24 protein-coding genes are annotated in these 22,379 nt (G+C 68.2%); 17 read left to right on the top strand and 7 right to left on the bottom strand.

What is annotated here, in order from left to right; genetic code table 11:
- Positions 1–8: 8 nt before the first annotated feature.
- Positions 9–833: a diaminopimelate epimerase gene (gene dapF / locus DMH03_RS19670; RefSeq protein WP_125793461.1), complete on the top strand. Its 825-nt coding sequence runs from the start codon at positions 9–11 to the stop codon at positions 831–833.
- Here dapF and DMH03_RS19675 read toward each other — a convergent pair.
- Positions 830–2,074 (bottom strand): MFS transporter, encoded by a 1,245-nt coding sequence (locus DMH03_RS19675; protein ID WP_125793462.1) that lies wholly within the window; start codon positions 2,072–2,074, stop codon positions 830–832. The genes dapF and DMH03_RS19675 overlap by 4 nt on opposite strands.
- A 61-nt stretch (positions 2,075–2,135) precedes the next feature.
- Here DMH03_RS19675 and DMH03_RS19680 point away from each other — a divergent pair, with 61 nt between their 5' ends.
- The 3 genes from DMH03_RS19680 (at position 2,136) to DMH03_RS19690 (ending at position 5,414) form a co-directional block, all read left to right on the top strand.
- On the top strand, positions 2,136–2,633 hold the full coding sequence (locus DMH03_RS19680) for a transcriptional regulator (RefSeq protein WP_125793463.1): 498 nt from the start codon (positions 2,136–2,138) through the stop codon (positions 2,631–2,633).
- A gap of 43 nt (positions 2,634–2,676) precedes the next feature.
- Positions 2,677–4,110, top strand: coding sequence for a GTPase HflX (hflX, locus tag DMH03_RS19685; protein ID WP_125793464.1), 1,434 nt, complete (start codon positions 2,677–2,679; stop codon positions 4,108–4,110).
- A 290-nt stretch (positions 4,111–4,400) separates the two neighbouring features.
- Positions 4,401–5,414 (top strand): hypothetical protein, encoded by a 1,014-nt coding sequence (locus DMH03_RS19690; RefSeq protein WP_125793465.1) that lies wholly within the window; start codon positions 4,401–4,403, stop codon positions 5,412–5,414.
- Between the two features lie 65 nt (positions 5,415–5,479).
- Here the strand turns inward: DMH03_RS19690 and lexA are convergent, their stop codons facing one another.
- Entirely contained in the window at positions 5,480–6,196 is a 717-nt protein-coding gene (gene lexA, locus DMH03_RS19695) for a transcriptional repressor LexA (RefSeq protein WP_125785377.1), read from the bottom strand.
- A 454-nt stretch (positions 6,197–6,650) separates the two neighbouring features.
- Between lexA and DMH03_RS19700 the strand changes: the two genes are divergently transcribed.
- The 5 genes from DMH03_RS19700 to DMH03_RS19720 all read left to right on the top strand — a co-directional run bounded on the left by DMH03_RS19700 (position 6,651) and on the right by DMH03_RS19720 (position 12,402).
- On the top strand, positions 6,651–7,010 hold the full coding sequence (locus DMH03_RS19700; protein ID WP_233611562.1) for a LysM peptidoglycan-binding domain-containing protein: 360 nt from the start codon (positions 6,651–6,653) through the stop codon (positions 7,008–7,010).
- Positions 7,011–7,312: 302 nt separating this feature from the next.
- Complete coding sequence (gene nrdR, locus DMH03_RS19705; protein WP_034311932.1) at positions 7,313–7,801, top strand: transcriptional regulator NrdR; 489 nt, start codon at positions 7,313–7,315, stop codon at positions 7,799–7,801.
- Between the two features lie 34 nt (positions 7,802–7,835).
- Positions 7,836–10,652: a vitamin B12-dependent ribonucleotide reductase gene (locus DMH03_RS19710; protein WP_125793466.1), complete on the top strand. Its 2,817-nt coding sequence runs from the start codon at positions 7,836–7,838 to the stop codon at positions 10,650–10,652.
- A 98-nt stretch (positions 10,653–10,750) separates the two neighbouring features.
- Positions 10,751–11,740 (top strand): PQQ-binding-like beta-propeller repeat protein, encoded by a 990-nt coding sequence (locus tag DMH03_RS19715; RefSeq protein ID WP_125793467.1) that lies wholly within the window; start codon positions 10,751–10,753, stop codon positions 11,738–11,740.
- On the top strand, positions 11,740–12,402 hold the full coding sequence (locus DMH03_RS19720; RefSeq protein WP_125793468.1) for a hypothetical protein: 663 nt from the start codon (positions 11,740–11,742) through the stop codon (positions 12,400–12,402). The genes DMH03_RS19715 and DMH03_RS19720 overlap by 1 nt, the downstream gene beginning before the upstream one ends.
- Here DMH03_RS19720 and DMH03_RS19725 read toward each other — a convergent pair.
- Complete coding sequence (locus DMH03_RS19725) at positions 12,390–12,746, bottom strand: DoxX family protein (RefSeq protein WP_125793469.1); 357 nt, start codon at positions 12,744–12,746, stop codon at positions 12,390–12,392. The two genes, DMH03_RS19720 and DMH03_RS19725, sit on opposite strands and share 13 nt — an antisense overlap.
- 113 nt (positions 12,747–12,859) lie before the next feature.
- Between DMH03_RS19725 and DMH03_RS19730 the strand changes: the two genes are divergently transcribed.
- On the top strand, positions 12,860–13,933 hold the full coding sequence (locus DMH03_RS19730; protein ID WP_199748940.1) for an XRE family transcriptional regulator: 1,074 nt from the start codon (positions 12,860–12,862) through the stop codon (positions 13,931–13,933).
- Positions 13,930–14,466, top strand: a complete 537-nt coding sequence (locus tag DMH03_RS19735; protein ID WP_125793470.1) for a hypothetical protein — start codon at positions 13,930–13,932, stop codon at positions 14,464–14,466. The genes DMH03_RS19730 and DMH03_RS19735 overlap by 4 nt, the downstream gene beginning before the upstream one ends.
- A gap of 26 nt (positions 14,467–14,492) precedes the next feature.
- Here the strand turns inward: DMH03_RS19735 and DMH03_RS19740 are convergent, their stop codons facing one another.
- Together DMH03_RS19740 and DMH03_RS19745 are read right to left on the bottom strand one after the other, a co-directional pair.
- The gene (locus DMH03_RS19740) at positions 14,493–15,542 is read right to left on the bottom strand and encodes a DUF2293 domain-containing protein (RefSeq protein ID WP_125793471.1); all 1,050 of its coding nucleotides are present in this window, start codon (positions 15,540–15,542) and stop codon (positions 14,493–14,495) included.
- Between the two features lie 18 nt (positions 15,543–15,560).
- Positions 15,561–16,160, bottom strand: a complete 600-nt coding sequence (locus tag DMH03_RS19745; protein WP_125793472.1) for an ABATE domain-containing protein — start codon at positions 16,158–16,160, stop codon at positions 15,561–15,563.
- Between the two features lie 55 nt (positions 16,161–16,215).
- Between DMH03_RS19745 and DMH03_RS19750 the strand changes: the two genes are divergently transcribed.
- Positions 16,216–16,614, top strand: coding sequence for an SRPBCC domain-containing protein (locus tag DMH03_RS19750; RefSeq protein WP_125793989.1), 399 nt, complete (start codon positions 16,216–16,218; stop codon positions 16,612–16,614).
- Here the strand turns inward: DMH03_RS19750 and DMH03_RS19755 are convergent, their stop codons facing one another.
- Positions 16,615–17,202, bottom strand: a complete 588-nt coding sequence (locus DMH03_RS19755) for a TetR/AcrR family transcriptional regulator (protein ID WP_125793473.1) — start codon at positions 17,200–17,202, stop codon at positions 16,615–16,617.
- 93 nt (positions 17,203–17,295) lie between these two features.
- Here DMH03_RS19755 and DMH03_RS19760 point away from each other — a divergent pair, with 93 nt between their 5' ends.
- Both DMH03_RS19760 and DMH03_RS19765 read left to right on the top strand, forming a co-directional pair.
- On the top strand, positions 17,296–17,952 hold the full coding sequence (locus tag DMH03_RS19760) for an FMN-dependent NADH-azoreductase (RefSeq protein WP_125793474.1): 657 nt from the start codon (positions 17,296–17,298) through the stop codon (positions 17,950–17,952).
- Positions 17,952–18,266 (top strand): multidrug efflux SMR transporter, encoded by a 315-nt coding sequence (locus DMH03_RS19765; protein ID WP_125785387.1) that lies wholly within the window; start codon positions 17,952–17,954, stop codon positions 18,264–18,266. Before DMH03_RS19760 ends, DMH03_RS19765 begins: the two co-directional genes overlap by 1 nt.
- Before the next feature lie 63 nt (positions 18,267–18,329).
- Here DMH03_RS19765 and DMH03_RS19770 read toward each other — a convergent pair whose 3' ends face one another.
- Positions 18,330–20,336, bottom strand: a complete 2,007-nt coding sequence (locus DMH03_RS19770) for a prolyl oligopeptidase family protein (protein ID WP_125793475.1) — start codon at positions 20,334–20,336, stop codon at positions 18,330–18,332.
- Positions 20,337–20,442: 106 nt separating this feature from the next.
- Here DMH03_RS19770 and DMH03_RS19775 point away from each other — a divergent pair, with 106 nt between their 5' ends.
- Genes DMH03_RS19775 through DMH03_RS19785 form a run of 3 tightly spaced genes read left to right on the top strand, consistent with a single transcriptional unit; the run spans position 20,443 to position 22,329 of the window.
- Positions 20,443–21,375, top strand: coding sequence for a neutral zinc metallopeptidase (locus DMH03_RS19775; RefSeq protein WP_125793476.1), 933 nt, complete (start codon positions 20,443–20,445; stop codon positions 21,373–21,375).
- A complete protein-coding gene (locus DMH03_RS19780; RefSeq protein ID WP_125793477.1) occupies positions 21,372–21,854 on the top strand; it encodes a type IV pilus biogenesis/stability protein PilW in 483 nt (160 codons plus the stop codon). Before DMH03_RS19775 ends, DMH03_RS19780 begins: the two co-directional genes overlap by 4 nt.
- A 43-nt stretch (positions 21,855–21,897) precedes the next feature.
- On the top strand, positions 21,898–22,329 hold the full coding sequence (locus DMH03_RS19785) for a CBS domain-containing protein (RefSeq protein ID WP_125785391.1): 432 nt from the start codon (positions 21,898–21,900) through the stop codon (positions 22,327–22,329).
- Positions 22,330–22,379 lie beyond the last annotated feature (50 nt).

Consider the following 22,379-nt stretch of genomic DNA (forward strand, 5'->3'; position numbering starts at 1 on the left):
TTGGGGCCATGGGCGGCATCGAATTCCTTAAGGGACACGGCACACAGAACGATTTCGTGCTGCTTCCCGACCCCGACGGCCGCCTCGAGCTGACCGAAGCGCGAGTGGCGGCGCTGTGCGACCGTCAGCGCGGTCTCGGGGCCGACGGTGTGCTCCGGATCGTGCGTTCGTCCGCACTGGATGTCGAGTCCGGCGGCGAATGGTTCATGGACTACCGCAACGCCGACGGTTCCATCGCGGAGATGTGCGGCAACGGCGTCCGGGTCTTCGTGCGCCACCTGGTCGACTCCGGGCTGGTGACCGAGCGCGACTTCGTCATCGGGACCCGCGCCGGCGACAGGCCGGTCCAGATGCACGCGGACGGTTCGGTGACCGTGCAGATGGGGCCGGCGACCATCACCGGCACCTCGGTCACCGTGGTCGCCGGGCAGCCGTTCTCCGGTGTCGCGGTGAACGTCGGCAACCCGCATCTGGTGTCGGTCGTCGAGGACGACGTCGACGTGCTCGACCTGCGCGACCAGCCCGACTTCGACTCCGACGTGTTCCCGGAAGGCGTGAACCTCGAGTTCATCAACCTGCTGGGCGAAGACGCGCTGAAGATGCGCGTCCACGAACGCGGCGTCGGCGAGACGCGGTCCTGCGGCACCGGCACGGTCGCCGCGGTCGCCGCCGCCCTGCACCTCGCGGGCACCGACACCGGCGAAGCGACCGTCGACATTCCCGGCGGACGCGTGGTGGTCGAGGTGCGCCGCGGCGGTTCCACGCTCACCGGACCGGCGGAGATCGTCGCGCGCGGCGAACTCGACGAAACCTGGTGGGCCGGGCTCGTCTAGCCCACCGCGATCGGTTCGCGCGGCAGATCACGAAGTTTCCGGATCGGCGAGAAGACCACCCACAACACCGCTGCCGCCTCGCCGACCGCGGCGAACCACAGCGTTCCCCGGATCCCGATCGTCTCACCCAGGACACCGCCGACCAGTCCGCCCAGCGGCAGCATGCCCCACACCACGAAGCGCACACTGGCGTTCATGCGGCCGAGCAGCCGGTCCGGGCAGACGGCCTGCCGGTAGGACACCTGCGCGACGTTGTAGACGATGATCCCGAACCCCGCGATCGCCAGCGCCGCGGGGAACAGCACGATCCGCCAGCCCGGCGCGGCGAGCGGGAGCAGCAACTGGAACGGCCAGGTCAGCAGGGGGACGAACCAGATCGAGCGGGCTTGCCCGATCCGCCGGGTGATGCGTCCGGCCAGGATCGCCCCGAGGATCCCGCCCACGCCGCCGGTCGCCAGTACGAGACCGATGGCCGCCGGCGACAGGCCCAGTTCCCGGTTCAGGAACAGGATCTGCACGGTGGTGAAGGCGCCGTTGGCCAGATTTGCCGTCGCGGTGCAGGCGACGATCGAGCGCAGGGCCGCGTCGGTGAACACGAACCGCAGTCCTTCGACGATCTGGGGGAGCAGTTTCGCGTCTTCATGCTGCTCGGGAACCTCTTCGACGGTACGGATCCGCAGCAGGCACAGCGCGGAGGTCAGGAAACCCACCCCGGTCATCAGCACGGCGTTGGCCGCGCCCGCGAGCTGGACCAGCCCGCCGCCGATGCCGGGTCCGGTCAGGAACGCCACCGACTGGCTGGCCTGGAGTTTCGCGTTGCCTTCGAGCAGATGTTCCCGGCCGACCAGTGACGGCAGATACGACTGGTAGGCGACGTCGAAGAACACCGTCGCGACGCCGACGAGCGTGGCGACCACGATCAACTGCGTCAGCGACAGGACGTCTGCCCACCAGGCGAGCGGAATGGTGAGCAGCAGCGTGGCGCGGACGAAGTCGGCCCGCAGCATCAGCGCCCGCCGCCGCATGCGGTCCACCCATACGCCGGCGGGCAGCCCGATGATCAGGAACGCGATCGTCTCGGCCGCGGTCAGCAGCCCCATCTGGAACGGTGTCGCGGCCAGCACGGTGGCCGCGAGCAGGGGAATCACGGTGTGACCGGCGAAGGCGCCCACCTGGCTGGCCGTATCGCCCGCCCAGAGCCGCCGGAAGTCCGCGTGGAAGAAGAGGGAGTCTCTGCGCACGACGCCACCTTGGCCCGAGTGATTGGAAAGTGTCAATCACTTTCGGCTCTAGGCTGTCCCCGTGCCCACACCACGACGTGCCGCCACCGAGGCCGAGATCGCCGCCATGGCTTCCGGAATAAGGCTGCGCATCATCCGGTTGACCTATTCAGAGGCGCTGACCAACAAGGAACTCGCCGAACGGCTCGATCGCGACCCCGCGACGACGCTGCACCACGTGCGCAAACTCGTCGACACCGGGTTCCTCGAAGCGCTCCCGCCGAGACGCGGCACGCGCGGCGCGAAAGAAATTCCCTATCGCTCGACCGGGTTGTCCTGGCATCTTGATTCCCGCGACAGGGGGATCGATCAGGCGATCTTCGAGGCCTACCTGGCCGAGATCGCCGACGTGGGATTCGACGAGGTGCAGCAGACGCGCATCGTCGTCCAGGTACCGGACGAGCAGATCACGGAGTTCGAAGCACGGCTCATGGAGCTCGTCGACGACTTCATCTCCCGGCCGGTCGACCCGGAAGCGAAACGCACGGCCATCTACCTGTCGAAGTATCCCAGCAAGTAATGAATTCGGTCCCGCCGTCGAAACGTGGGACCATGGAGGCACGATGACGGAACTGACACACAACGATCTGAACGACCTGGACCCATCGACCGGCGAATTGGAGCTCGAGGACCGCGCCTCGCTCCGCCGGGTAGCGGGCCTGTCCACCGAACTCGCGGATGTCACCGAGGTCGAATACCGGCAGTTGCGCCTGGAGCGCGTCGTTCTGGTCGGTGTGTGGACCGAGGGCAGCGCCCTCCAGTCCGAGGCCTCGCTCGCCGAACTCGCCCGGCTCGCCGAAACGGCGGGCTCCGAGGTGCTGGAAGGCCTGGTGCAGCGGCGGATCCGCCCGGATCCCGCCACCTACATCGGCTCGGGCAAGGTCAAGGAACTGCGTGAGATCGTGGCGGCCACTGGTGCCGACACGGTGATCTGCGACGGCGAGCTTTCGCCGGGCCAGCTGCGCCAGCTGGAGGAGAAGGTCAAGGTGAAGGTCATCGACCGCACCGCCCTGATCCTCGACATCTTCGCGCAGCACGCCCGCTCCAAGGAGGGCAAGGCACAGGTCGAGCTGGCCCAGCTGCAGTACCTGATCCCGCGGCTTCGCGGGTGGGGTGCGGCGCTGTCCCGGCAGGCCGGTGGCCGGGCGGGCGGCGCCAACGGTGGCGTCGGTCTGCGCGGTCCCGGTGAGACGAAGCTCGAAACCGACCGGCGGCGGATCAGCAAGCGCGTGTCGAAGCTGCGCCGCGAAATCGCCGCGATGGACACCATCCGCGAGACCAAACGCGGTCGCCGGGTGGCCAACGAGGTGCCGAGCGTCGCGATCGTCGGCTACACCAACGCCGGCAAGTCGAGCCTGCTCAACGCGCTGACCGGCGCCGGGGTGCTGGTCGAGGACGCGCTGTTCGCCACACTGGATCCGACGACGCGGCGAGCGCAGACCCCCGACGGCCGTACCTACACGCTGACCGACACCGTCGGTTTCGTCCGGCACCTGCCGCACCAGCTGGTGGACGCGTTCCGGTCGACGCTGGAGGAGGCGGCCAGCGCCGACCTGCTCGTCCACGTCGTCGACGGTGCCGACCCGACGCCGGAAGAGCAGGTCAACGCGGTGCGCGAAGTGCTCGCCGAGATCACGAAGCGCCGTTCCGAGCCGCTCCCGCCGGAGCTGCTGGTGATCAACAAGGCCGACGCCGCCGACGAGGTGTCGCTGGCCCGGTTGCGGCACCAGATGGCCGGATCGGTGCAGGTGTCGGCGCGGACCGGCGCCGGGATCACGGAGCTGGCCGAGGTGATCGCGGAGCGGTTGCCGAGGCCGGAGATCCTGGTCGAGGTGCTGATCCCGTACTCGCGAGGCGAACTCGTCTCTCGCGCCCACGCCGACGGCGAGGTGCTGGAGGAAGAGCACGTCGAGACCGGTACGCGCCTGGTCGTCCGCGGCAGGCCCGAACTGGCCGCGGCGCTGAGCGACTTCCAGACGAACGGCTCGGCTCTGTAAGTAAGCAAGTACGTGAAGGCCCCCTTCACTGCGTTAGACGCAGTGAAGGGGGCCTTCACTGCGTTCTGCGTGCGCAAGCCTCCGGCGGGAGCACCGGTCGGTAAAGGCGCCCCGAATGTGGCATTGGGGACGTCGGGTGACCCCAATGCCACATTCGGGGCACCGATGCTCGCCGCTGAAAGTGGCCTTCGCGACATTCCGCCCCATCTCGGCGTTCCGACCGAACTGCGCGCCGTCCCGGACGTCTCCGTAGTGTGGGGCTTCAGGGGTTCCACGGTAAGGAGGTGGATGTGCGGGGGATTGTCGCGACCGCGGTCGTGCTGGCGGCGTTCATCGGCGGGACGACACCCGCCGTGGCGCAGGAGGTCCCGGCTCCGCAGCCGGTGTGCAAGAACAGCGATTCCCGGCTCAGCGAGCTTTCCGGCCTCGTTTCCGATGGCGAGCATCTCTACGCCCTCAACGACGGCGGCACCAAGACGCAGGTCTTCGTCCTCGGCCGCGATTGCAAGGTCCAGAAGGTCATCTCGGCCGCGACGGACCCGTACGACCCCGAGGATCTCGCCCGCACCGCCGACGGCACCTTCTGGCTTTCCGACACCGGTGACAACCGCAAGCGGCGGGACACGGTCGCGCTGATCTCGCTGACCCCGCAAGGCAAGGCGACGTTGCACCGGCTCACCTATCCCGACGGGCAGCACGACGTCGAAGCGCTGATCATGGACCGTTCGGGCACGCCGTACCTGATCACCAAGGACCTCTTCGGCAGCTCCAAGGTGTACCGGCCGACAGGGCCGCTCGCCAGTCCCGGTCCGACTCCGCTGGAGAACGTGGGCTCACTGCAGATCAAGGAGACCTCGACGCAGGGCGGGCCCGCCGGATCGATCGGTTCGATGACGGTGACCGGCGCGGCGTCGATGGCCGACGGCTCGGTGGTCGCGTTGCGCACCTACACCGACGCTTATCTCTACGCCGTCACCGACGGAGACCTGAAGAGCGCGCTGCAGCGCGAGCCCGTGCGGGTGCCGCTGCCGAACGAGAAACAGGGCGAGGCGCTCGCCTTCGATCCGGACGGGACCCTGTTGTCCGGCGGGGAGGGCGTCGGAGAGCAGATCCGTGCGGTGAAGGGCGCGGCGGCACTCGCCGTGGACGCGGCCAAATCCGAGGGCAGCACGTCGGGTGGGACGGCCGCGGCCGGTGGCACGGGCCAGGGAACCGACTTCCCCTACGTGCAGGTCGGTATCGCCGCGATCGTCGTGATCGGCGGCTTCCTGCTGGTCGGCAGGCTCCGCAAACGGCGAGCCTGACCGAAGCTTGCCGAGTCTGACCCGGGTCTCCGCGACCCGGGATCCCGACTTGCTCCGGCTCCGGGCTACAGCCTGCGAAGAACGGCGACGACCTTGCCGAGGATCGTGGCGTCGTCACCCGGGATGGGTTCGTACGCCTCGTTGTGCGGCATCAGCCAGATGTGGCCGTCCTTGCGCTTGAACGTCTTGACCGTCGCCTCGCCGTCGATCATCGCGGCCACGATCTCGCCGGGGTCGGCCGTGGGCTGCTGGCGCACGACGACCCAGTCGCCGTCGGTGATGGCGGCGTTGATCATCGAGTCACCGGTGACGCTGAGCAGGAAGAGCTCACCCTCACCGACGATCTCCCGCGGTAGCGGGAAGACGTCTTCGATCGCCTGCTCCGCCAGCACCGGCCCACCGGCCGCGATCCGGCCGACGAGCGGCACATACGCGGCCTTCGCGGCCGACTGCGGCTGCTCGACGTCGATGCCCATCGGGTTGTCGTCCGTCGCGGCGAGCACGCCCACCGCACGCGGACGGTTCGGATCGCGTCGCAGATAACCCTTGCGCTGCAGGGCCTGCAACTGGTGCGACACCGAAGAGGTGGAGGTCAAACCGACCGCCTCGCCGATCTCACGCACACTCGGCGGGTAGCCGAACCGGCTCACCCACAGCTTGATCACGTCGAGCACCTGCTGCTGCCGCACGGTCAGGGTCTCGTCCACCTCGTAGACCTCGGGCAAGGCGCGCACCTTACCCGAGCCCCTAGGCGCGTTCCCCGCCTTGCTCTCCTTAGCCACCGTATCGCTCCTTCATCTCCTGCGTCGCCTCCCAGTACGTCCGGTCGCCCGGACCGACTTCGCATGTCTTCGCCGGTGGCGGACGATCTTCCCGCCCACGGCACCGGCGGCGTCCGCGCAGCAGACGCCCTGGTCAACGACGTTAGCCCGCCGGGACGACGATTTCAAACATCTGTTCGATGGACACGCCGTGTCGCTCGATTTTTGTCGGGGGTAGGTGGTACACATTCGCACGGGCGTTCGATAGAACGCCTGTTCGACCTTGATCGCCGGGCCGCGGCCCGGCGCCGAGCGCAGCAGGACTTGCGAGGAGGTTCCTATGTCGATTCTGGCCGATCGAGGACTGGCGCGGCCCAGTTCCCCCGGGCCCGTTCCGGCAGGGTTGACCAGGCCCGTTCGGGTGGTTCGGGGCAGGCGCGCCGAACCTTTGCGTCCGCCGACCAGGTCACGGGTCGTGGCGGGCCGTCGCCCCGGTGTCGCCACCGCCTCCCCGGCGTGCCCGGCGCCGAGGCGGCTTCCGCTCAGGTGGCCGTCGCTCGTCGCGATGGCCTTGCTCGTCGCCGGCGTCATCACCGGTTCGGGTCTGTTCTTGGCCGGTGTTCCGGGGGCCGCCGTACCCGAACGGACCACCACGGTGTCCGTTTCGACGGGGGAGACGCTGACGGATCTCGCGACGCGATTCGCGCCAGGCAGTGACACCGGCGCGGTCGTGGCCAAGATCAAGGAGCTCAACTCCCTGGAAAACGCCGTTCTCGTGCCCGGACTGCCGCTCACGGTCCCGGTCGCGGCCGAGGTCGCGGAGGGTGGGAGGTGATCCGGAGGGCCGCTCTCACCCGCTGTGGGTGAGCCCCCCCGTTCGTGTCCGATCGACCTGGCCGTTGCGCTTGCGTGCGTCCGACCTGCGATCTAGTCTCCACCGCTATATGTAGTAGTTACATGGCTGTAGTTGGTCCATAGCTTGGGGTAGACTCGGTACCAGTTGTCCACAGCTGGCCGGTGTTCACCCACCGGATGTCCACAGATCGATCCACATGTCGATCTTTCCCGTCGTTGCGTGGCGACGGGGGCGGATATCCACTCGGGACCGGCCGGCGCGGAGGGGAAGGTGATCGGCGGATGAGGTGCCCGTTCTGCCGGCATGCGGACTCTCGGGTCGTCGACTCCCGAGAGGTGGATGAGGGTCAAGCGATCCGGCGGAGGCGCTCGTGCGCCGCTTGCGGCCGTCGCTTCACCACGTCGGAGACGATGGTGCTCGCCGTCGTCAAACGATCCGGGGTCACCGAGCAGTTCAGCCGGGACAAGGTGGTCCGGGGGGTGCGCCGCGCCTGCCAGGGCAGGCCGGTCGACGACGACGCGCTGCAGCAGCTGGCGCAGCGGGTCGAGGAGTCGATCCGGTCGGCGGGGCTGGCGGAGATCCCGAGTCACGAGGTCGGTCTGGCGATCCTGGGCCCCCTGCGCGAACTCGACGGTGTCGCCTATCTCCGGTTCGCCAGTGTCTACCGCTCCTTCTCCTCGGTCGAGGACTTCGAGAAGGAGATCTCGGACCTCCGTGAAGCCATGGCTGCCACACCGGACGAGAGCGATCAAGACGCGAAAGACGGCTGAAGCCGCCTCCCGCGTGGGAGTGAGGGAAAAACCCATGACCGAGACCGTGGGAACAGGCAACCCGGCCACAGCGCGGACGAGTGGGAAGAAGAAGCAGGCGGGCGGGCTCACCGTGCGCCGGGTCTTCACCACCGAGGGCGTCCACCCGTACGACCAGGTCACCTGGGAGAACCGGGACGTCGTGATGACGAACTGGCGCGACGGCACGGTCAATTTCGAGCAACGCGGTGTCGAGTTCCCCGGCTTCTGGTCGGTCAACGCGACGAACATCGTCACCAGCAAGTACTTCCGTGGCGCCGTCGGCTCGGCCCAGCGCGAGCAGAGCCTCAAGCAGCTGATCGACCGCGTCGTCCACTCCTACGTCAACGCGGGCCGCGAACACGGCTACTTCGCGACCCCCGCCGACGCCGAGGTCTTCGAGCACGAGCTGACCTGGATGCTGCTGCACCAGGTGTTCAGCTTCAACTCGCCGGTGTGGTTCAACGTCGGCACGACGTCGAAGCAGCAGGTCTCGGCGTGTTTCATCCTCTCGGTCGACGACACCATGGAGTCGATCCTCAACTGGTACCGCGAAGAGGGCCTGATCTTCAAGGGCGGCTCCGGTGCCGGACTGAACCTCTCCCGCATCCGTTCTTCGCGTGAACTGCTGTCCTCCGGCGGCACCGCGTCCGGTCCGGTCTCCTTCATGCGCGGCGCCGACGCCTCCGCGGGCACCATCAAATCCGGTGGCGCCACCCGTCGCGCGGCGAAGATGGTCGTCCTCGACGTCGACCACCCGGACGTCGAGGAGTTCGTGCGGACCAAGGCCCGCGAAGAGGAGAAGATCAAGGTCCTCCGCGACGCCGGGTTCGACATGGACCTCTCCGGTTCGGACATCACCTCCGTGCAGTACCAGAACGCGAACAACTCGGTCCGTGTCTCCGACGAGTTCATGCAGGCCGTCGAGACCCAGGGCGACTTCGGCCTGCGGTCCAGGACGAGCGGTGAGGTCATCGACCGCGTCGACGCCAAGAAGCTGTTCCGCACCATCGCGCAGGCCGCTTGGGACTGCGCCGATCCGGGGCTGCAGTACGACGACACGATCAACGACTGGCACACCTGCCCCGAATCGGGCCGGATCACCGCGTCCAACCCGTGTTCGGAGTACATGCACCTGGACAACTCCAGCTGCAACCTGGCCTCGCTGAACCTGCTCAAGTTCGCCACCGAGGACGGCGGTTTCGACGCGCCGCTGTTCGCGAAGGCCGTCGAGCTGGTCATCACCGCCATGGACATCTCGATCTGCTTCGCCGACTTCCCGACCGAGGCGATCGGCGACACCACCCGTAAGTTCCGTCAGCTGGGCATCGGCTACGCGAACCTCGGCGCGCTGCTGATGGCGCTCGGGCACGCGTACGACTCCGACGGCGGCCGCGCGCTCGCCGCCGCGATCACCTCGCTGATGACCGGCGTTTCGTACCGCCGTTCCGCCGAACTCGCCGCGGTCGTCGGGCCGTACGAGGGCTACGCGCGCAACGCCGAGGCGCACCAGCGGGTCATGCGCAAGCACGCCGCCGCCAACGAACTGGTGCGGACCTACCACGCGAACGACGCCGCGGTCCGCGCGCTCGCGACCCAGGAATGGAAGCGCGGCATCGAACTGGGCGAGGCTGGCGGCTGGCGCAACGCGCAGGCCTCGGTGCTAGCCCCCACCGGCACCATCGGTTTCATGATGGACTGCGACACGACCGGCATCGAGCCGGACTTCTCGCTGGTCAAGTTCAAGAAGCTGGTCGGCGGCGGTTCGATGCAGATCGTCAACCAGACCGTCCCGCGCGCCCTCTCCGCGCTCGGCTACCAGGGCGAGCAGATCGAAGCGATCGTCGAGTACATCGCCCAGCACGGCCACGTCGTCGACGCTCCCGGCCTGCGCCAGGAGCACTACGAAGTGTTCGACTGCGCGGTGGGGGAGCGGTCCATCGCGCCGATGGGGCACGTCCGGATGATGGCCGCGGTGCAGCCGTTCCTGTCCGGCGCGATCTCCAAGACGGTCAACATGCCGGAGTCGGCGACCGTCGAAGAGGTCGAGGAGATCTACTTCCAGGGCTGGAAGTACGGCCTCAAGGCGCTCGCGATCTACCGCGACAACTGCAAGGTCGGCCAGCCGCTGTCCACCGGCAAGAAGGAAAAGGCCGCCCCCGAGGCAGAAAAGGTCGTCGAGTACCGGCCGGTCCGCAAACGCCTGCCGAAGAAGCGCCCGAGCCAGACGGTGTCGTTCACCGTCGGTGGCGCCGAGGGCTACCTGCACGCGGGTTCATACCCGGACGACGGGCTCGGCGAGATCTTCGTGAAGCTCGGCAAGCAGGGTTCGACCCTGTCGGGCGTGATGGACGCGTTCTCGATGTCGATCTCGGTCGGCCTGCAGCACGGGATCCCGCTGGAGTTCTACGTTTCGAAGTTCTCCAACCTGCGCTTCGAGCCCGCAGGCATGACCGACGACCCGGACATCCGGATCGCCACCAGTGTCATGGACTACCTGTTCCGCAGGCTGGCGCTGGACTACCTGCCGTACGAGAAGCGTTCGCAGCTCGGCATCTTCACCGCCGACGAGCGTTCGGCACAGGTCGAGGCGAGCTACGGCGCCGCTCCCGCGGCGGAACCGGAGAACGTCGACCTCGACGCGCTCCGGTCCACTGTGGACTCGTCGACCGGCGCTCCCGCCAAGGTGGCGCATTCGACGGCGGAACTGGTGGAACTGAACCTCGGCACTGCTTCCGACGCGCCGCTCTGCATGACCTGCGGCACCAAGATGCGGCCCGCCGGTTCCTGCTACGCCTGTGAAGGCTGCGGAGCGACCTCCGGCTGTAGCTGATCCTGATGCCTGCTTCGGTGGACGACCGACGTCGTTCGCCGGAGCAGGCGCCGGTGAACCCGGTTGTGCGGTGGCCCGTCCGCTGCTGAACTGGTCTCGTGTTCGATGTCCGCTGGGAACGGCCGCTGCGTCAAGCCGGTTCGCCGTCCGCGATGGCGGCCACCGCACGCCACTTGGTCGTACACGAGCGGAGTACGCGATTGGCCGGCCTGGAGCCTGCCGACGGCTCCGTGCGTTGGGATGTTCCCGTCGGGACATGGCCGCGTGCGGTCGTGATCGACGAACCGTATTGCTTGGTGGTTCCGCAGAACAGCAGCAGGCTGCTCTGCCTTGACGTCGAAACCGGCGAAGACGTCTGGCAGGCGGAGCCGGGCTCGTTCGCCGGTCATGTCGTGGTAGACGAAGAACTCGTGCTGGTGGGCGGCTGGCGCGGCTATACGCCACTGTCCGCAATGGACCTCCGCACCGGTGCTTTGCGTTGGCGGGCGGGAGAGTGCGGAAGCACGGTCCGGCCGGCAGCGACCGAGGCCGGTTTCCTTCTCGGGAAGCCGGGTGGCGACTCCGTACGTTTGATCGATCGAGGTGACGGCCGGGAACTGGCCACCTGGTCCTTGCCGGAGCCCCTGGCCGGACCCGACACCGGGCCGGCCTTTCGTGCGGACGACGACGGTGGTGTCCTCGTGCGGTGCGGCGACCACGCGGTCGTACGTATCGCCTTGTCCGAGGCGAAAGCCGAGACAGTGGTCCGTGCCGAGCGCGCTCTGGCGCCCAGAGCGGTGGACCTGTGTGGCGGCTTGCTCTGGCTGGCCGAGCGGCGTGGTGGCTACACAGTGGTCGACGCGTCGGACGGCGCCGAGCAGTGGAGGATCCGGCACGACCGGCGGTTCGTCCCCACGGTCGCTTCCGTGGACGGAGGGTTCGCGATCGCCGACGAGGGCGGGTTGTTGTTCCGGATCGACTTGGCCGGAGCGGTGAGCGAGCGCGTCCGGATAACCCAGCGGATCCGAGATCTTCGCGAGCAAGCGCCTTCGAGGCTCGTTCTGCTCGCGAAGGGGTCCTTGCTCGCTGTCGACGCCAGGAGGCTCTGATGACCGCTGACAGTGGAATCGTCGACCCGTTCGGCACGCTCAAGCAGGCACTCTGGATCTGCGGCGGCCAGTGGGCGGGAAAGTCCACCGTCTCCCAGCTTCTCGCGCGTCGTCACGGCATCACCGTGTATCACTACGACTTCCACGACGCCCGCGCGCACCAGGACCGGCGCGTGGCCCACCGCGTCCGCAGCGGTTTGCCCGCGGCGGATCCGGACCCCGACGCCGTCTGGGTCGACCCCACTCCCGAACGGATGGCCGCCGACACGATCGCCGGTTTCCCGCTGCGGTTCGAATGGGCTCTCGACGATCTGCGCGCGTTGGTCTCCGGGCGCCCGACCCTCGCCGAGGGCTGGGGTTTGCGCCCGGAACTGGTCGCGCCTCTCCTGGATTCACCGCGACGGATGATCGTGATGGTGCCCACCGACGGTTTCCGCGAGCATCAGCTTCGCGTGCTGCCGCGGGCCGCCGCGATGGCACACCGGGTCAGCGATCCCGAACGCGCGCAACGCAACCGGATCGCGCGAGACCGTCTTGTCGCCGAAGACGCCGTCCGCACAGCGAAGCGCCTCGGCGTCCGGGTGCTGGAAATCGACGGCTCAGCAGACGCCGAGGCGGTCGCGGACGTCGTCGCCGAACACTTCGCTCCCTACCTGGTCTGAGCGAGATCGAGGACGAAGGTCGCCACCGCCAGCGCGAGGAGCCCGCCGGGGAAGGCGATGTTGTAGAAAACGCGGGCGCGCACGTGGGTGAGGACGGCGCCGACGTAGAACAGCACGAGCCCGGCGGCCGCCGCGGTCCCGATGTACGGCACTCCGAGCAGGCCCAGCAGCAGCCCGGCCGCGCCCGCGGCTTTCAGCGAGGCCAGTGGCGGGATCCAGGACTGAGGCACGTCGACCTCGGCGGAGTTCTTCAGGACGAACGGGACCCGCGCGAAGTCGGCGGCGGCGATCCCGGCGTTGAGCACGATCATCACGATGGCCAGGGTGAGATATGCGGTGGACATGCCCACTGGACGAGGCCCACGCCCGGAACGTGACAGCGGTCAGGACAATCGGTTTTGCCAGGTGAAAGGCCTCCGACTTGACGAATGTGCGAAAATCGCACCACACTGGTCCGGTGGAATGGGCTGAGGTGGGCGAGCGCGTCCGGGAGAGCAGGCTGGCGGCGGGTATGTCGCAAGCCGAGTTGGCGAGCGCTGTCGGTTTGGAGCGCACGAAGATCGCCAAGATCGAGTCCGGGGGACGACAGATCGATGCGCTCGAGCTGGCGAAGCTGGCTGCCGCGCTGAAGGTGCCCATGGGGCACTTCCTTCGCGAGCAGCCGGCGGTGCTGTCGCGGCGGACCAGCCTGGTCGACGACACGGACAGTGCCCTCTCCAGGGATTCCTACCGGCTGGAGGCCAAGTTGACGGCCTGGCTGGACGACCTTCGCCAAGTCATCTCCCTCGACCTCCTCAAACCGCGCAAGGCGGCGGTGTACGACCGAACCGTCACAGATCCGCAGGATGCACGTGACGCCGCCTTGTGGCTCAGGAGCAGGCACGGTCTCGGACAAGAGCCGATCCGGACGCTGATGGCGGAGTGTGAACGAGCGGGGCAGTACGTCCTCGTGTCGGACCTTCCCGGCGACGGGGCGTCGCTGATGGACGGGGATTTCGGCGTGTCCGTCGTCAGCAGGCTGGCTGACCCGGGCAGGCGCCGGGCGACCGCCGCCCACGAGCTGGGGCACTTGGTGCTGGGGGACGAGTACTCGACCGATCTCGGCGTATCGACGTCTCGCGAAGACAGGGAACGTGTCATCGACGCGTTCGCGGCGGAATTCCTGCTCCCGTCCGGCGTGCTGGAACAGGTGACGAAGAGCGATCTGCGTGGCGAACTGATCAAGCTGTCCGCGGTCTTCCGCACTTCGTGGTCGCTTACCGTCCGTCAGGCGGGCCACGTCGGGCTGCTCGACGGGGGTCGGGTGACGAAGTGGTTCGCCGACGCCCCGACGAGGGCGGAGCTCAGGGATGCCGTCGGATGGGTTCCGCAGCCAGACCTCGAGGGGGTACGGGTTCCTCCCAGTTACGCCCACGCGGTGATGGAGGCTTTGCGGCAGCACTTCGTCACGCCTGCGAGAGCCGTCGAGCTCATGCACGGAGAGATCAAGATCGAGGATCTGCCGGAGGTCGAAACGGGTAGCGGCTCGTGACCGCTTCTCGTCCCCTGGTTCTCGACGCGATGTGCTTGAACCATTTCGCGCGCGCCGATCGGCTGGACCTCCTCCGGGACCTGCTGATCTCCGACGAATGTCGTACAACTTACGTGGTCATCGAGGAACTGCGTCTTGGCTCGGCAACTCATCCTGCTCTTCAGGATGCTTTGGCGCTCGAATGGATCAAGGTGCATCGGCTCGACACGATTCGCGAGCTCGAATGTTTCGTGAAGTGGGCGGAGAGGATCGGCGCGGGCGAGCGGGATCGGGGCGAGGCCAGCGTTTTCGCGGTCGCGGAATTGGCGGGCTGCACGGCGATAACCGATGACCAGGCCGCGATCCGGGTGGCCAGGCGGTACGGCCTGGAGGTTCACGGAACGATCTGGCTCCTGGCGCGGGCTTGCCGGGACGGGAAGTTGACCGAGGTCGCCGCCGGGAATCTGATCGACTCGGTTCGGGACACGGGCATGCGGCTACCTTGCACCGGCGCCGAATTCGGCGAGTGGGCTCGTGTTCAGGGATTGTTGTGAGGTCCGCGCCCGGAACGTGACAGCGGTCAGGATCGCCAGCGGTCCAGCACGGCTTCGATGGCGGAGTGGATGCGGTCGCGGGCGGCCTGCCGTTCCACACCTGCCATGAGGAGGTCGTCGTACTCGGTGTCCAGGTGCCGGATCGAGGCGACGACGGCGAGGAACACCGCTCGTTCGGCCAGTTCCCGGCCGGCGGCGGAGCGGCCCACCCGGCCGCTGCCGCGCTGGCCTGCGTGTTCGGCGATGGCGCGTGCTCGTTCCGGCGGGCAGCCGGGGAACATCTCCGTGATCGCGGTGTGGAACCGGGCGGTGAACTCGACGTCTTCCTCGGCGCGCCGCTCACGATCCCGGCCGCGGCGTCGTTCCCGGACGTCCTCGTCCGCGAGACACTGTTCCTCAGCGGCGCGCAACGCCGCGTCCTCGACCAGGAGCCCTTGCCGCTCGCTGCGTTTCCTCGACCGGTTGAAGCGGACGACGACGGCGGAAAGCCGGCTCGCCTTCTTGGCCCGGCGGGTCAGCGCGGTGTCGCCCGAGGGCAGGAAGACCAGGTGGCCGAGGTCGGCGCAGTCGAGGCAGTGTGGCTTTTCGTTCTCCATGAACAGCAGGTCGCCGGTGCCCTCGCAGTCGGCGCATGTCCAATCCTTCAGCGCCACGGAGACGACGAGATCCGGCGCCTTCTGCCGGCGGGCGAGGACTTGCGCACGCTTCGCTTCGGACAGTCCCGGCATGAGCCACTGCGTCCGGAACAGCGGTTCGAGGCCGGCCAGTTCGCCCGAAGTCACCCGGAGGACAGCCCGGTCGCGGGTCGCGCCGACATGCTCGATCTCGGAGCTTTCGAGGGCCTTTTCCTTCGCCCACCCTTGAAGTGCGCCGAGGGCGAAATTCAGTTTCTCCACGCTCACCGGCAAGGCCGTGGACAGATCGGGGATCCGGCCCTGCTGCCAGCTTGTGAGCACGTTCTCCGGCAGCCAGCCGATGCCGCTCAGGATGTCGAGCGCGGTCACCGATTTCCGTTTGGACAGCAGCTTCTCCGCCGTCTCCACGACGCGCTGTTCCAGTTTCGCCTCACCTTGCATCGCCGCGAATCCTAGCGATCAGGCGGTCTCGGTCCGCGCGCGGTAGGCCCGGATCTTGGCGCGGTTGCCGCAGCGTTCCATCGAGCACCAGCGGCGGTTGCCCGAGCGCGAGGTGTCGAAGAACAGCAGGTGGCAGTCGTCCGCGGAACATTCGCGGACCCGGCCGGACCGTTCGCCCGCGACGAGTCCGATGGCGTCGCGGGCGACGGCGCCGAGGAGTTGCTTCCCGGTGACGGGTGGCGCCCAGGCGAGCCGCCGGGTCTTCGGGTCGACGAGGGGCCTCGGGGTCGCCTCGGTCGCGCTGTTCAGCAAGGCGAGGTCTTCGTCCGACGGCGCTTCGCCGCGGGCGAGGGCGGGCGCGACGCGGTAGAGCGTGTCCCGGAGTTCCTTGAGCGCGGCGAGTTCGGCGGGTTTGATCCGGACGTCGGTCAGGGGAGCGGTCAGCGCCAGCCGCGAATCGGTGAACCACTCGGCCAGATCGGACGGAGTGTGCGCGATCTCGTAGCGCTCGTACGGGCCGGGACCGCCGGTCAGCATGAGTTCGAGGCTGAGGCTGCCCGGATCGAATCGATAGCGCTCACCCTGGGCGCTGACGAGCAGTCTTGTTCCCGGAGTCATGTAACCACTATAGTCGGTTTCGGAAACCAGGTAAGACGGTTACGGTGGAGGCGTGATGATCGGGAAGACCAAGGACGCGGGCTGGGAGATCGGCGTGTCCAAGACGATGCCGTATCCGCTGGCGCAGGTTTGGGATTACCTCTCGGGTCCGGGCCTCGCGGCCTGGCTGGGCGAAGTGCGGCTGGAGCCGGAGAAGGGCGCGCCGTACGAGACGGCGGAGGGCACTGTCGGTGAGGTTCGCGGCTACCGCGAGCAGGAGAAGATCCGCCTCACCTGGCGGCCGAAGGACTGGGACCACGAGAGCACGGTCCAGGTGGGGCTCCGTCCGGCCGGGCCGGACAAGACGGTCGTGGTCTTCCATCAGGAGCGGCTCGCCGGACCCGAAGAGCGCGCCGCGCAGCGTGAACACTGGCAGGCCGTGATGAAGCTCGTCGCCGACGGCCTCGCCTGCTGATCAGGCCAGTGCCCGCCGTGCCTGCTCGGCCAGCGTGTCGGTGATCCGTTTCGCGCTCAGGCCGAGCTCGCCTGTTTGGTAGAGGAACACGTCCGCGGCCAGCGGCGCCAGCAGGATGTCGGCGAGCGCGTCCGGATCCTTCACGTTCGCCTCATCGGCGAGGAGACGGACGTGGGTGCGCCACAGCCGGTACGGCCCGCTGGTGAACCGCGAATGCCCGATCTCGGTGCCGAGGACGAGATGCGCGTGCCTGGTGAGCAGCCCGATCATCGCCGCGTAGAACGCGGCCAGCCGCTCGGCGGGCGGCGCGCCGGGGCCCAGCGGAGGAGGGCCGGTGAGCAGTCGCTCCTGGAGTTCTCGCTCGTGTTCGTCCAATAGTGCGACGGCGATCGCGGAGCGGTCCGGGTAGCGGCGGTACAGCGTCGCCCGGCCGACCCCGGCCGCTTTGGCGATGTCCTCCATGGTGACGTCCGCGGCCGGACGTGCGGCGAAGAGCTCTTCGGCGGCCTTCAGGATCTTCGCGCGGTTGCGGGCGGCGTCCGAGCGTTCCCGTTCCGAGTCGCCCGCGAGCAGGTCTTCCGTCGGCATGCCCGCAGCCTAGGGAATATCCGGACGCGGCGTCCACTTGTACCCGGCGAAACAAGTGGACAACGTGTCCACTTCCTGGTCCGGGAGGCCCCGATGAGCCACCTTCTCCACCTCGACTCCAGTGCCCGCAGCGCGTCGTTCTCCCGCGAGCTGAGTGCTCGTTTCGCCGAGATCTGGCGTGCCGCGAACCCGGGCGCCGGCTACACCTATCGCGACGTGGCCGCCGATCCGGTGCCGCCGATCGGCCAGGCTTGGACCGAGATCTGCGACGCGCTCCTCCGGAACGGGATCACCGATCCGGCCGGCTACGCCTCGGTGGTGAAGACGCCGGAGCAGCGCGAGGCCTGGGCGATCATCGAGCCGCTGCTGGCCGAACTGCTCGCCGCCGACGTAGTGCTGATCGGGGCGCCGATGTACAACTTCTCGATCCCCGCGACGCTCAAACTGTGGATCGACCAGGTGACGTTCCCGAAGATGTCCTTGGCGGGCAAGGCTTTCGTGGTCGCGGGAGCGCGCGGTGGCACGTACCTGCCCGGCACTCCGCGGGAACCGGTCGACCATCACGAGCGCTACCTGCGTGACTTCTTCGCCGGGCACTACGACGTCCACGACGTCACGTTCCTGCATTCCGAACTCACGAACGCTCTCGTCGACCCGCGGCTGAGCCCGCGTGATCCAGACAGGATCGCGTCGCGGGAACAGGCGCTCCTCGATGCCGAAAAGCTGGCCTCGGCCGGAAGGGAAGCTTGATGGGCTGGGGAATCCTGCTCCTGGCGGGAGTCGTCGAGGTCGCCTGGTCGCAGAGCATCAAGCCGACGGAGAACTTCACCCGGTTCTGGCCGACCGTGCTGTGCTTCGTGCTCGGCGTCGCCGCGGTCTACCTGCTGTCGAAGGCGATGGACTCGCTCCCGGTGGGGACCGCGTACGCCGTGTTCACCGGCATCGGCGCGGTGGGCGCGATCGTGTTCGGCATCGTGATCCACAAGGACCCGCTCAGCTTCGGGCGGTTCGCGGCGATGGCGCTGATCGTCGGAGGGGTGGTGCTGGCGAAGGTGGCGGAGTGAGCCGAGTGTCAGGAAAGGGTCGTTCAGGACGAAAAACGTCTTGAACGACCCTTTCCTGACAGGTCAGGCCAGCTTCTCCCACAGGAATTCGAGCATCAGCGCCCATTTGAACGCCAGTTGCTCGTTGTCGGCCGCCGCGCCGTGCCCGCCCTCGATGTTCTCGTGGTACCGCACGTCGTGTCCCTGCTCCCGCATCCGCGCGACCATCTTGCGCGCGTGGGCGGGATGCACCCGGTCGTCCCGGGTGGACGTGACGAACAGGACCGGCGGGTACTCGCCATCACCGCGCACGTTCTGGTACGGCGAGTACTTCCCGATGAAGTCCCATTCCGCCGGGTCGTCGGGGTCGCCGTACTCGGCCATCCACGACGCGCCCGCGAGGAGTTTGTGATACCGCTTCATGTCCAGCAGCGGCACCTGGCTCACGATCGCGCCGAACAGGTGCGGATAGCGCGTCAGCATGACGCCCATCAGCAGCCCGCCGTTGCTGCCGCCCTGGATGCCGAGGCGGGCCGGCTCGCTGATGCCGCGTTCGACGAGGTCCGCGGCGACGGCCGAAAAGTCCTCGTAGACCTTGTACCGCTTGGCTTTGGTCACCGAGGTGTGCCAGTCCGGCCCGTATTCGCCGCCGCCGCGGATGTTCGCGACGACGTAGGTGCCGCCGCGCGAGAGCCAGCCGCGGCCGATGACTCCGCTGTAGCCGGGGGTCAGCGAGACCTCGAAGCCGCCGTAGCCGGTCAGCAGCGTCGGGCCGCCTTCGGCGCCGGAGGGGCGTACGACGAAGTACGGGATCTTCGTGCCGTCTTCGGACGTCGCGAAGTACTGGGAGACCGTCATGCCCTCGCTGTCGAAGAACGAGGGGGCGCGCTTGAGGACCTCGACGTCGCCGCCGACGTGCCCGTAGCTCAGTGTCGACGGCTGGGTGTAGCCGCTGGAGTCGAGCAGGTATTCGTCGCTGACGTCGGGGTCCGTGCCGGTGATCTGCGCGGTGCCCAGTTCCGGGGCGCCGGCGAGCGGCTGCGAGCGCCAGCCGTCGGACGGCGTGAGCACGCGTAGTTCCGTCCGGACGTCGGACAGCGTCGAGAGCAACAGGTGGTTGTGCGTCCAGGCCCAATACTCCAGCGACGTGTGCGCGTCCGGGGTGAAAAGGGTCGTGAAGGTGCGCTCACCCGCCATGAACGCGTCGAACCCGGAGGCGAGCAGGGAGCCGGAGGGGTACGTCGTGCCTTCGACGGTCCAGTCCGAGCGAAGCCGGATCAGCAGCCACTCTCGGTGCGAAGACGTCTGCGCGTCTTCGGGGACCTCGATGCGTTCGAGCCCGCCGGACGTCCGGAGATACCTTTCCGTGCGGTAGAAGTCGATCGAGCGGTAGACGAAGTCACGTTCCCAACCCTCGGTCGGGTCGTGGTGCGCGGATACCGAGACGTCGTCGGGCTTGCCCTCGAAGACCACCGTCGCCTCTTCGAGCGGGGTGCCGCGCCGCCATTCCTTCGCCAGCCTCGGATAGCCCGAACTGGTCAGCGTCCCGGGCCCGAAGTCGGTGCCGATGTAGACGCGGTCGCGGTCGATCCAGCCGATCCGGGTCTTGGCCTCGGGCACGAAGAACCCGTCTTCGACGAAGCGTCGCTCGGCGAGGTCGAACTCGCGGACCACGGTCGCGTCGGCGCCGCCTCGCGACAGTTCGACCAGCGCGCGCTGGTAACCCGGCCGGAGGACGGCCGCGCCCTGCCACACCCAGTTCTCGCCGTCGGCCTCGGCCAGCGCGTCGACGTCGAGCAGGAGCTCCCACTCCGGCGTGTCGAGCCGGTACTGCTCCAGGGTGGTGCGGCGCCACAGGCCGCGGGGGTTGGCCGAGTCCTGCCAGAAGTTGTACAGGTACTCGCCGCGGCGCCGGATGTAGGGAATCCGGTCGTCGGCGTCGAGGACCTCGCGGACCTCGTCACGGATCCCGGCGAATCGCTCGCCGCCCGCCAGTTCCTCCAGAGCTTCGGCGTTGCGGGCTCGCACCCAGTCCAGCGCTTCTTCGCCGGTCACGTCTTCCAGCCACAGGTACGGGTCCTCGTCACTCATGCTGACAGTCTCGCCGTGGCCCCGGTCCCGGCGCCACCAGGTGCGGTGTTTTCGCCTGCCCTGCCGGTACTCCGTATGCTGTTGGCTCGCACGTTTGGGGGACACCATGACCGGCACCGACGAGGTACCCAGACCGTTCGCGCCCTCGCCGGGTCGTCCCGAAAGCCCTCGAAATACGGGGGCCGCCGTGGTCGGTCTGCTCATCGTCGCCGCCTTGACCACCACCGGGATGGCGATGGCGGGCGGGCCGAGGAAGATCGACGGCCAGGCCCTCCCGGTGTCCGGTCAGTACACCTCGGAAGGCGACAAGGCCCCGGCCGGGAACGCGAAACCCGCGCCCAAGGAGGTGCGGGAACTGGAGACGAACCCGCTGCTGGCCGACGGCGTCGCGCTCGGCGCGGTCACCTGCCGCCTGCCCGGGATCAGCCGCGAGCCCGCGAAGCTGGAGACCTACTACAAGACTTTCGTGACGTGCTTGGCCGAAGCCTGGAAACCCGCCTTGGACCAGGCGAACGAGCCCGCGCTGACGGTGACCGTGCAGGTGACGCTGCCCGAGACCAGCGCCTGCGGGAAGGCACCGGGCGAGAACGAGGCCGTCGCCTACTACTGCGGCGGCGACACCACGATCTACGCGCCGACCGAGTGGATGCTGGGCGACGCGGGCCTCGAACGGTCCCGTCATCTCGCGACGATGGCCCACGAGTACGGGCACCACGTCCAGCGGTCCAGCGGGATCCTGTCGGCGGCCGCGGAGAAGATGTCGTCGCCGGAGGAGAACTCGCCCGCCGACAAGGAACTGGTCCGCCGCATCGAACTGCAGGCGAACTGCTTCGGCGCGCTCGCCCTCGCGGCCGCCGCCGGACGCGGTTCGATCAGCAAGTCGCTGGCCAACGCGGCCCTCGACGACTATGGCCGCGCCGACGACAGCGACACCCACGGCAGCCGCCGTAACCAGCTGAAATGGGCGAAGGCCGGCTTCTCCGGGAAAGCGACGTCGGCGTGCAACACCTGGGCGGCCCCGGCCTCGGACGTCAAATGACCGACGACGTGATGGCCGAGATCAACACCGGCCTCCAGCTGCACATCTCCGGTGATCGCGTCGGCGCGCGCGAGAAGTTCGCGGCGCTGTGGGAGCGGATCGGCGAGGAAGGCGACCCGCTGCACCGGTGCGCGCTCGCGCACTACATGGCCGACGTCCGCGACGACCCGGCCGACGAACTCGCCTGGGATCTCCGCGCGCTCGCGGCGGCCGATTCGCTCACCGACGAACGCGCCAAGGAGTACCACGCGACGCTGGCCGTGCGCGGCTTCTACCCGTCGCTGCACCTGAACCTCGCCGAGGATTACCGCAAACTCGGTGATCACGAGTCCGCGAAGGCCCAGTGGGAGCTCGGGCGGGGCACCCTCGGCGCGCTCGGCGACGACCCGTACGGCGCCGGGATCGTCCAGGCCTACGACGCGCTCGCGACCAGATTGGGCATGGAACCGGACTCTCCGGACTTTCGCGCCGGGCGGTGAGGCCATAACCTGGAGTGACTCAGGTCACCCGGGAGGAGCGCGTATGCGGATTTCCGATCTGTTGCGGAACAAGGGGGCGGCCGTCGCGACCGTCTCGCCGGAGACGAACGTCACCGAACTGCTCGAGAGACTCGCGGAGCACAACGTCGGCGCCCTGGTGGTCGTCGACGCCGAGGGCGGGATCGTCGGCATCGTCTCCGAACGGGACGTGGTGCGGCGGCTCAACGAGCGCGGACCCCAGCTGCTCGACGGATCGGTCGCCGCGATCATGACGAAGATGGTCGCCAGCTGCACCCCCGAGGACTCGGTCGACCAGCTGTCCGTCCTGATGACCGAACGCCGCATCCGGCACGTCCCGGTCGTGGTGGACGGCAGGCTGGCAGGGATCGTGAGCATCGGCGACGTCGTGAAGACCCGGATGGAACAGCTGGAGAAGAGCCAGGAACAGCTGGAGGCGTACATCTCCCAGGGCTGAGCCACTGAAATACGCTGACCGGAGGGCCGTTCCCGAAGCCGGGAACGGCC

Origin of the sequence: Amycolatopsis sp. WAC 01376 (genome assembly GCF_003947415.1) — a bacterium.
In the GTDB taxonomy this organism is placed as follows: Bacteria; Actinomycetota; Actinomycetes; order Mycobacteriales; family Pseudonocardiaceae; genus Amycolatopsis.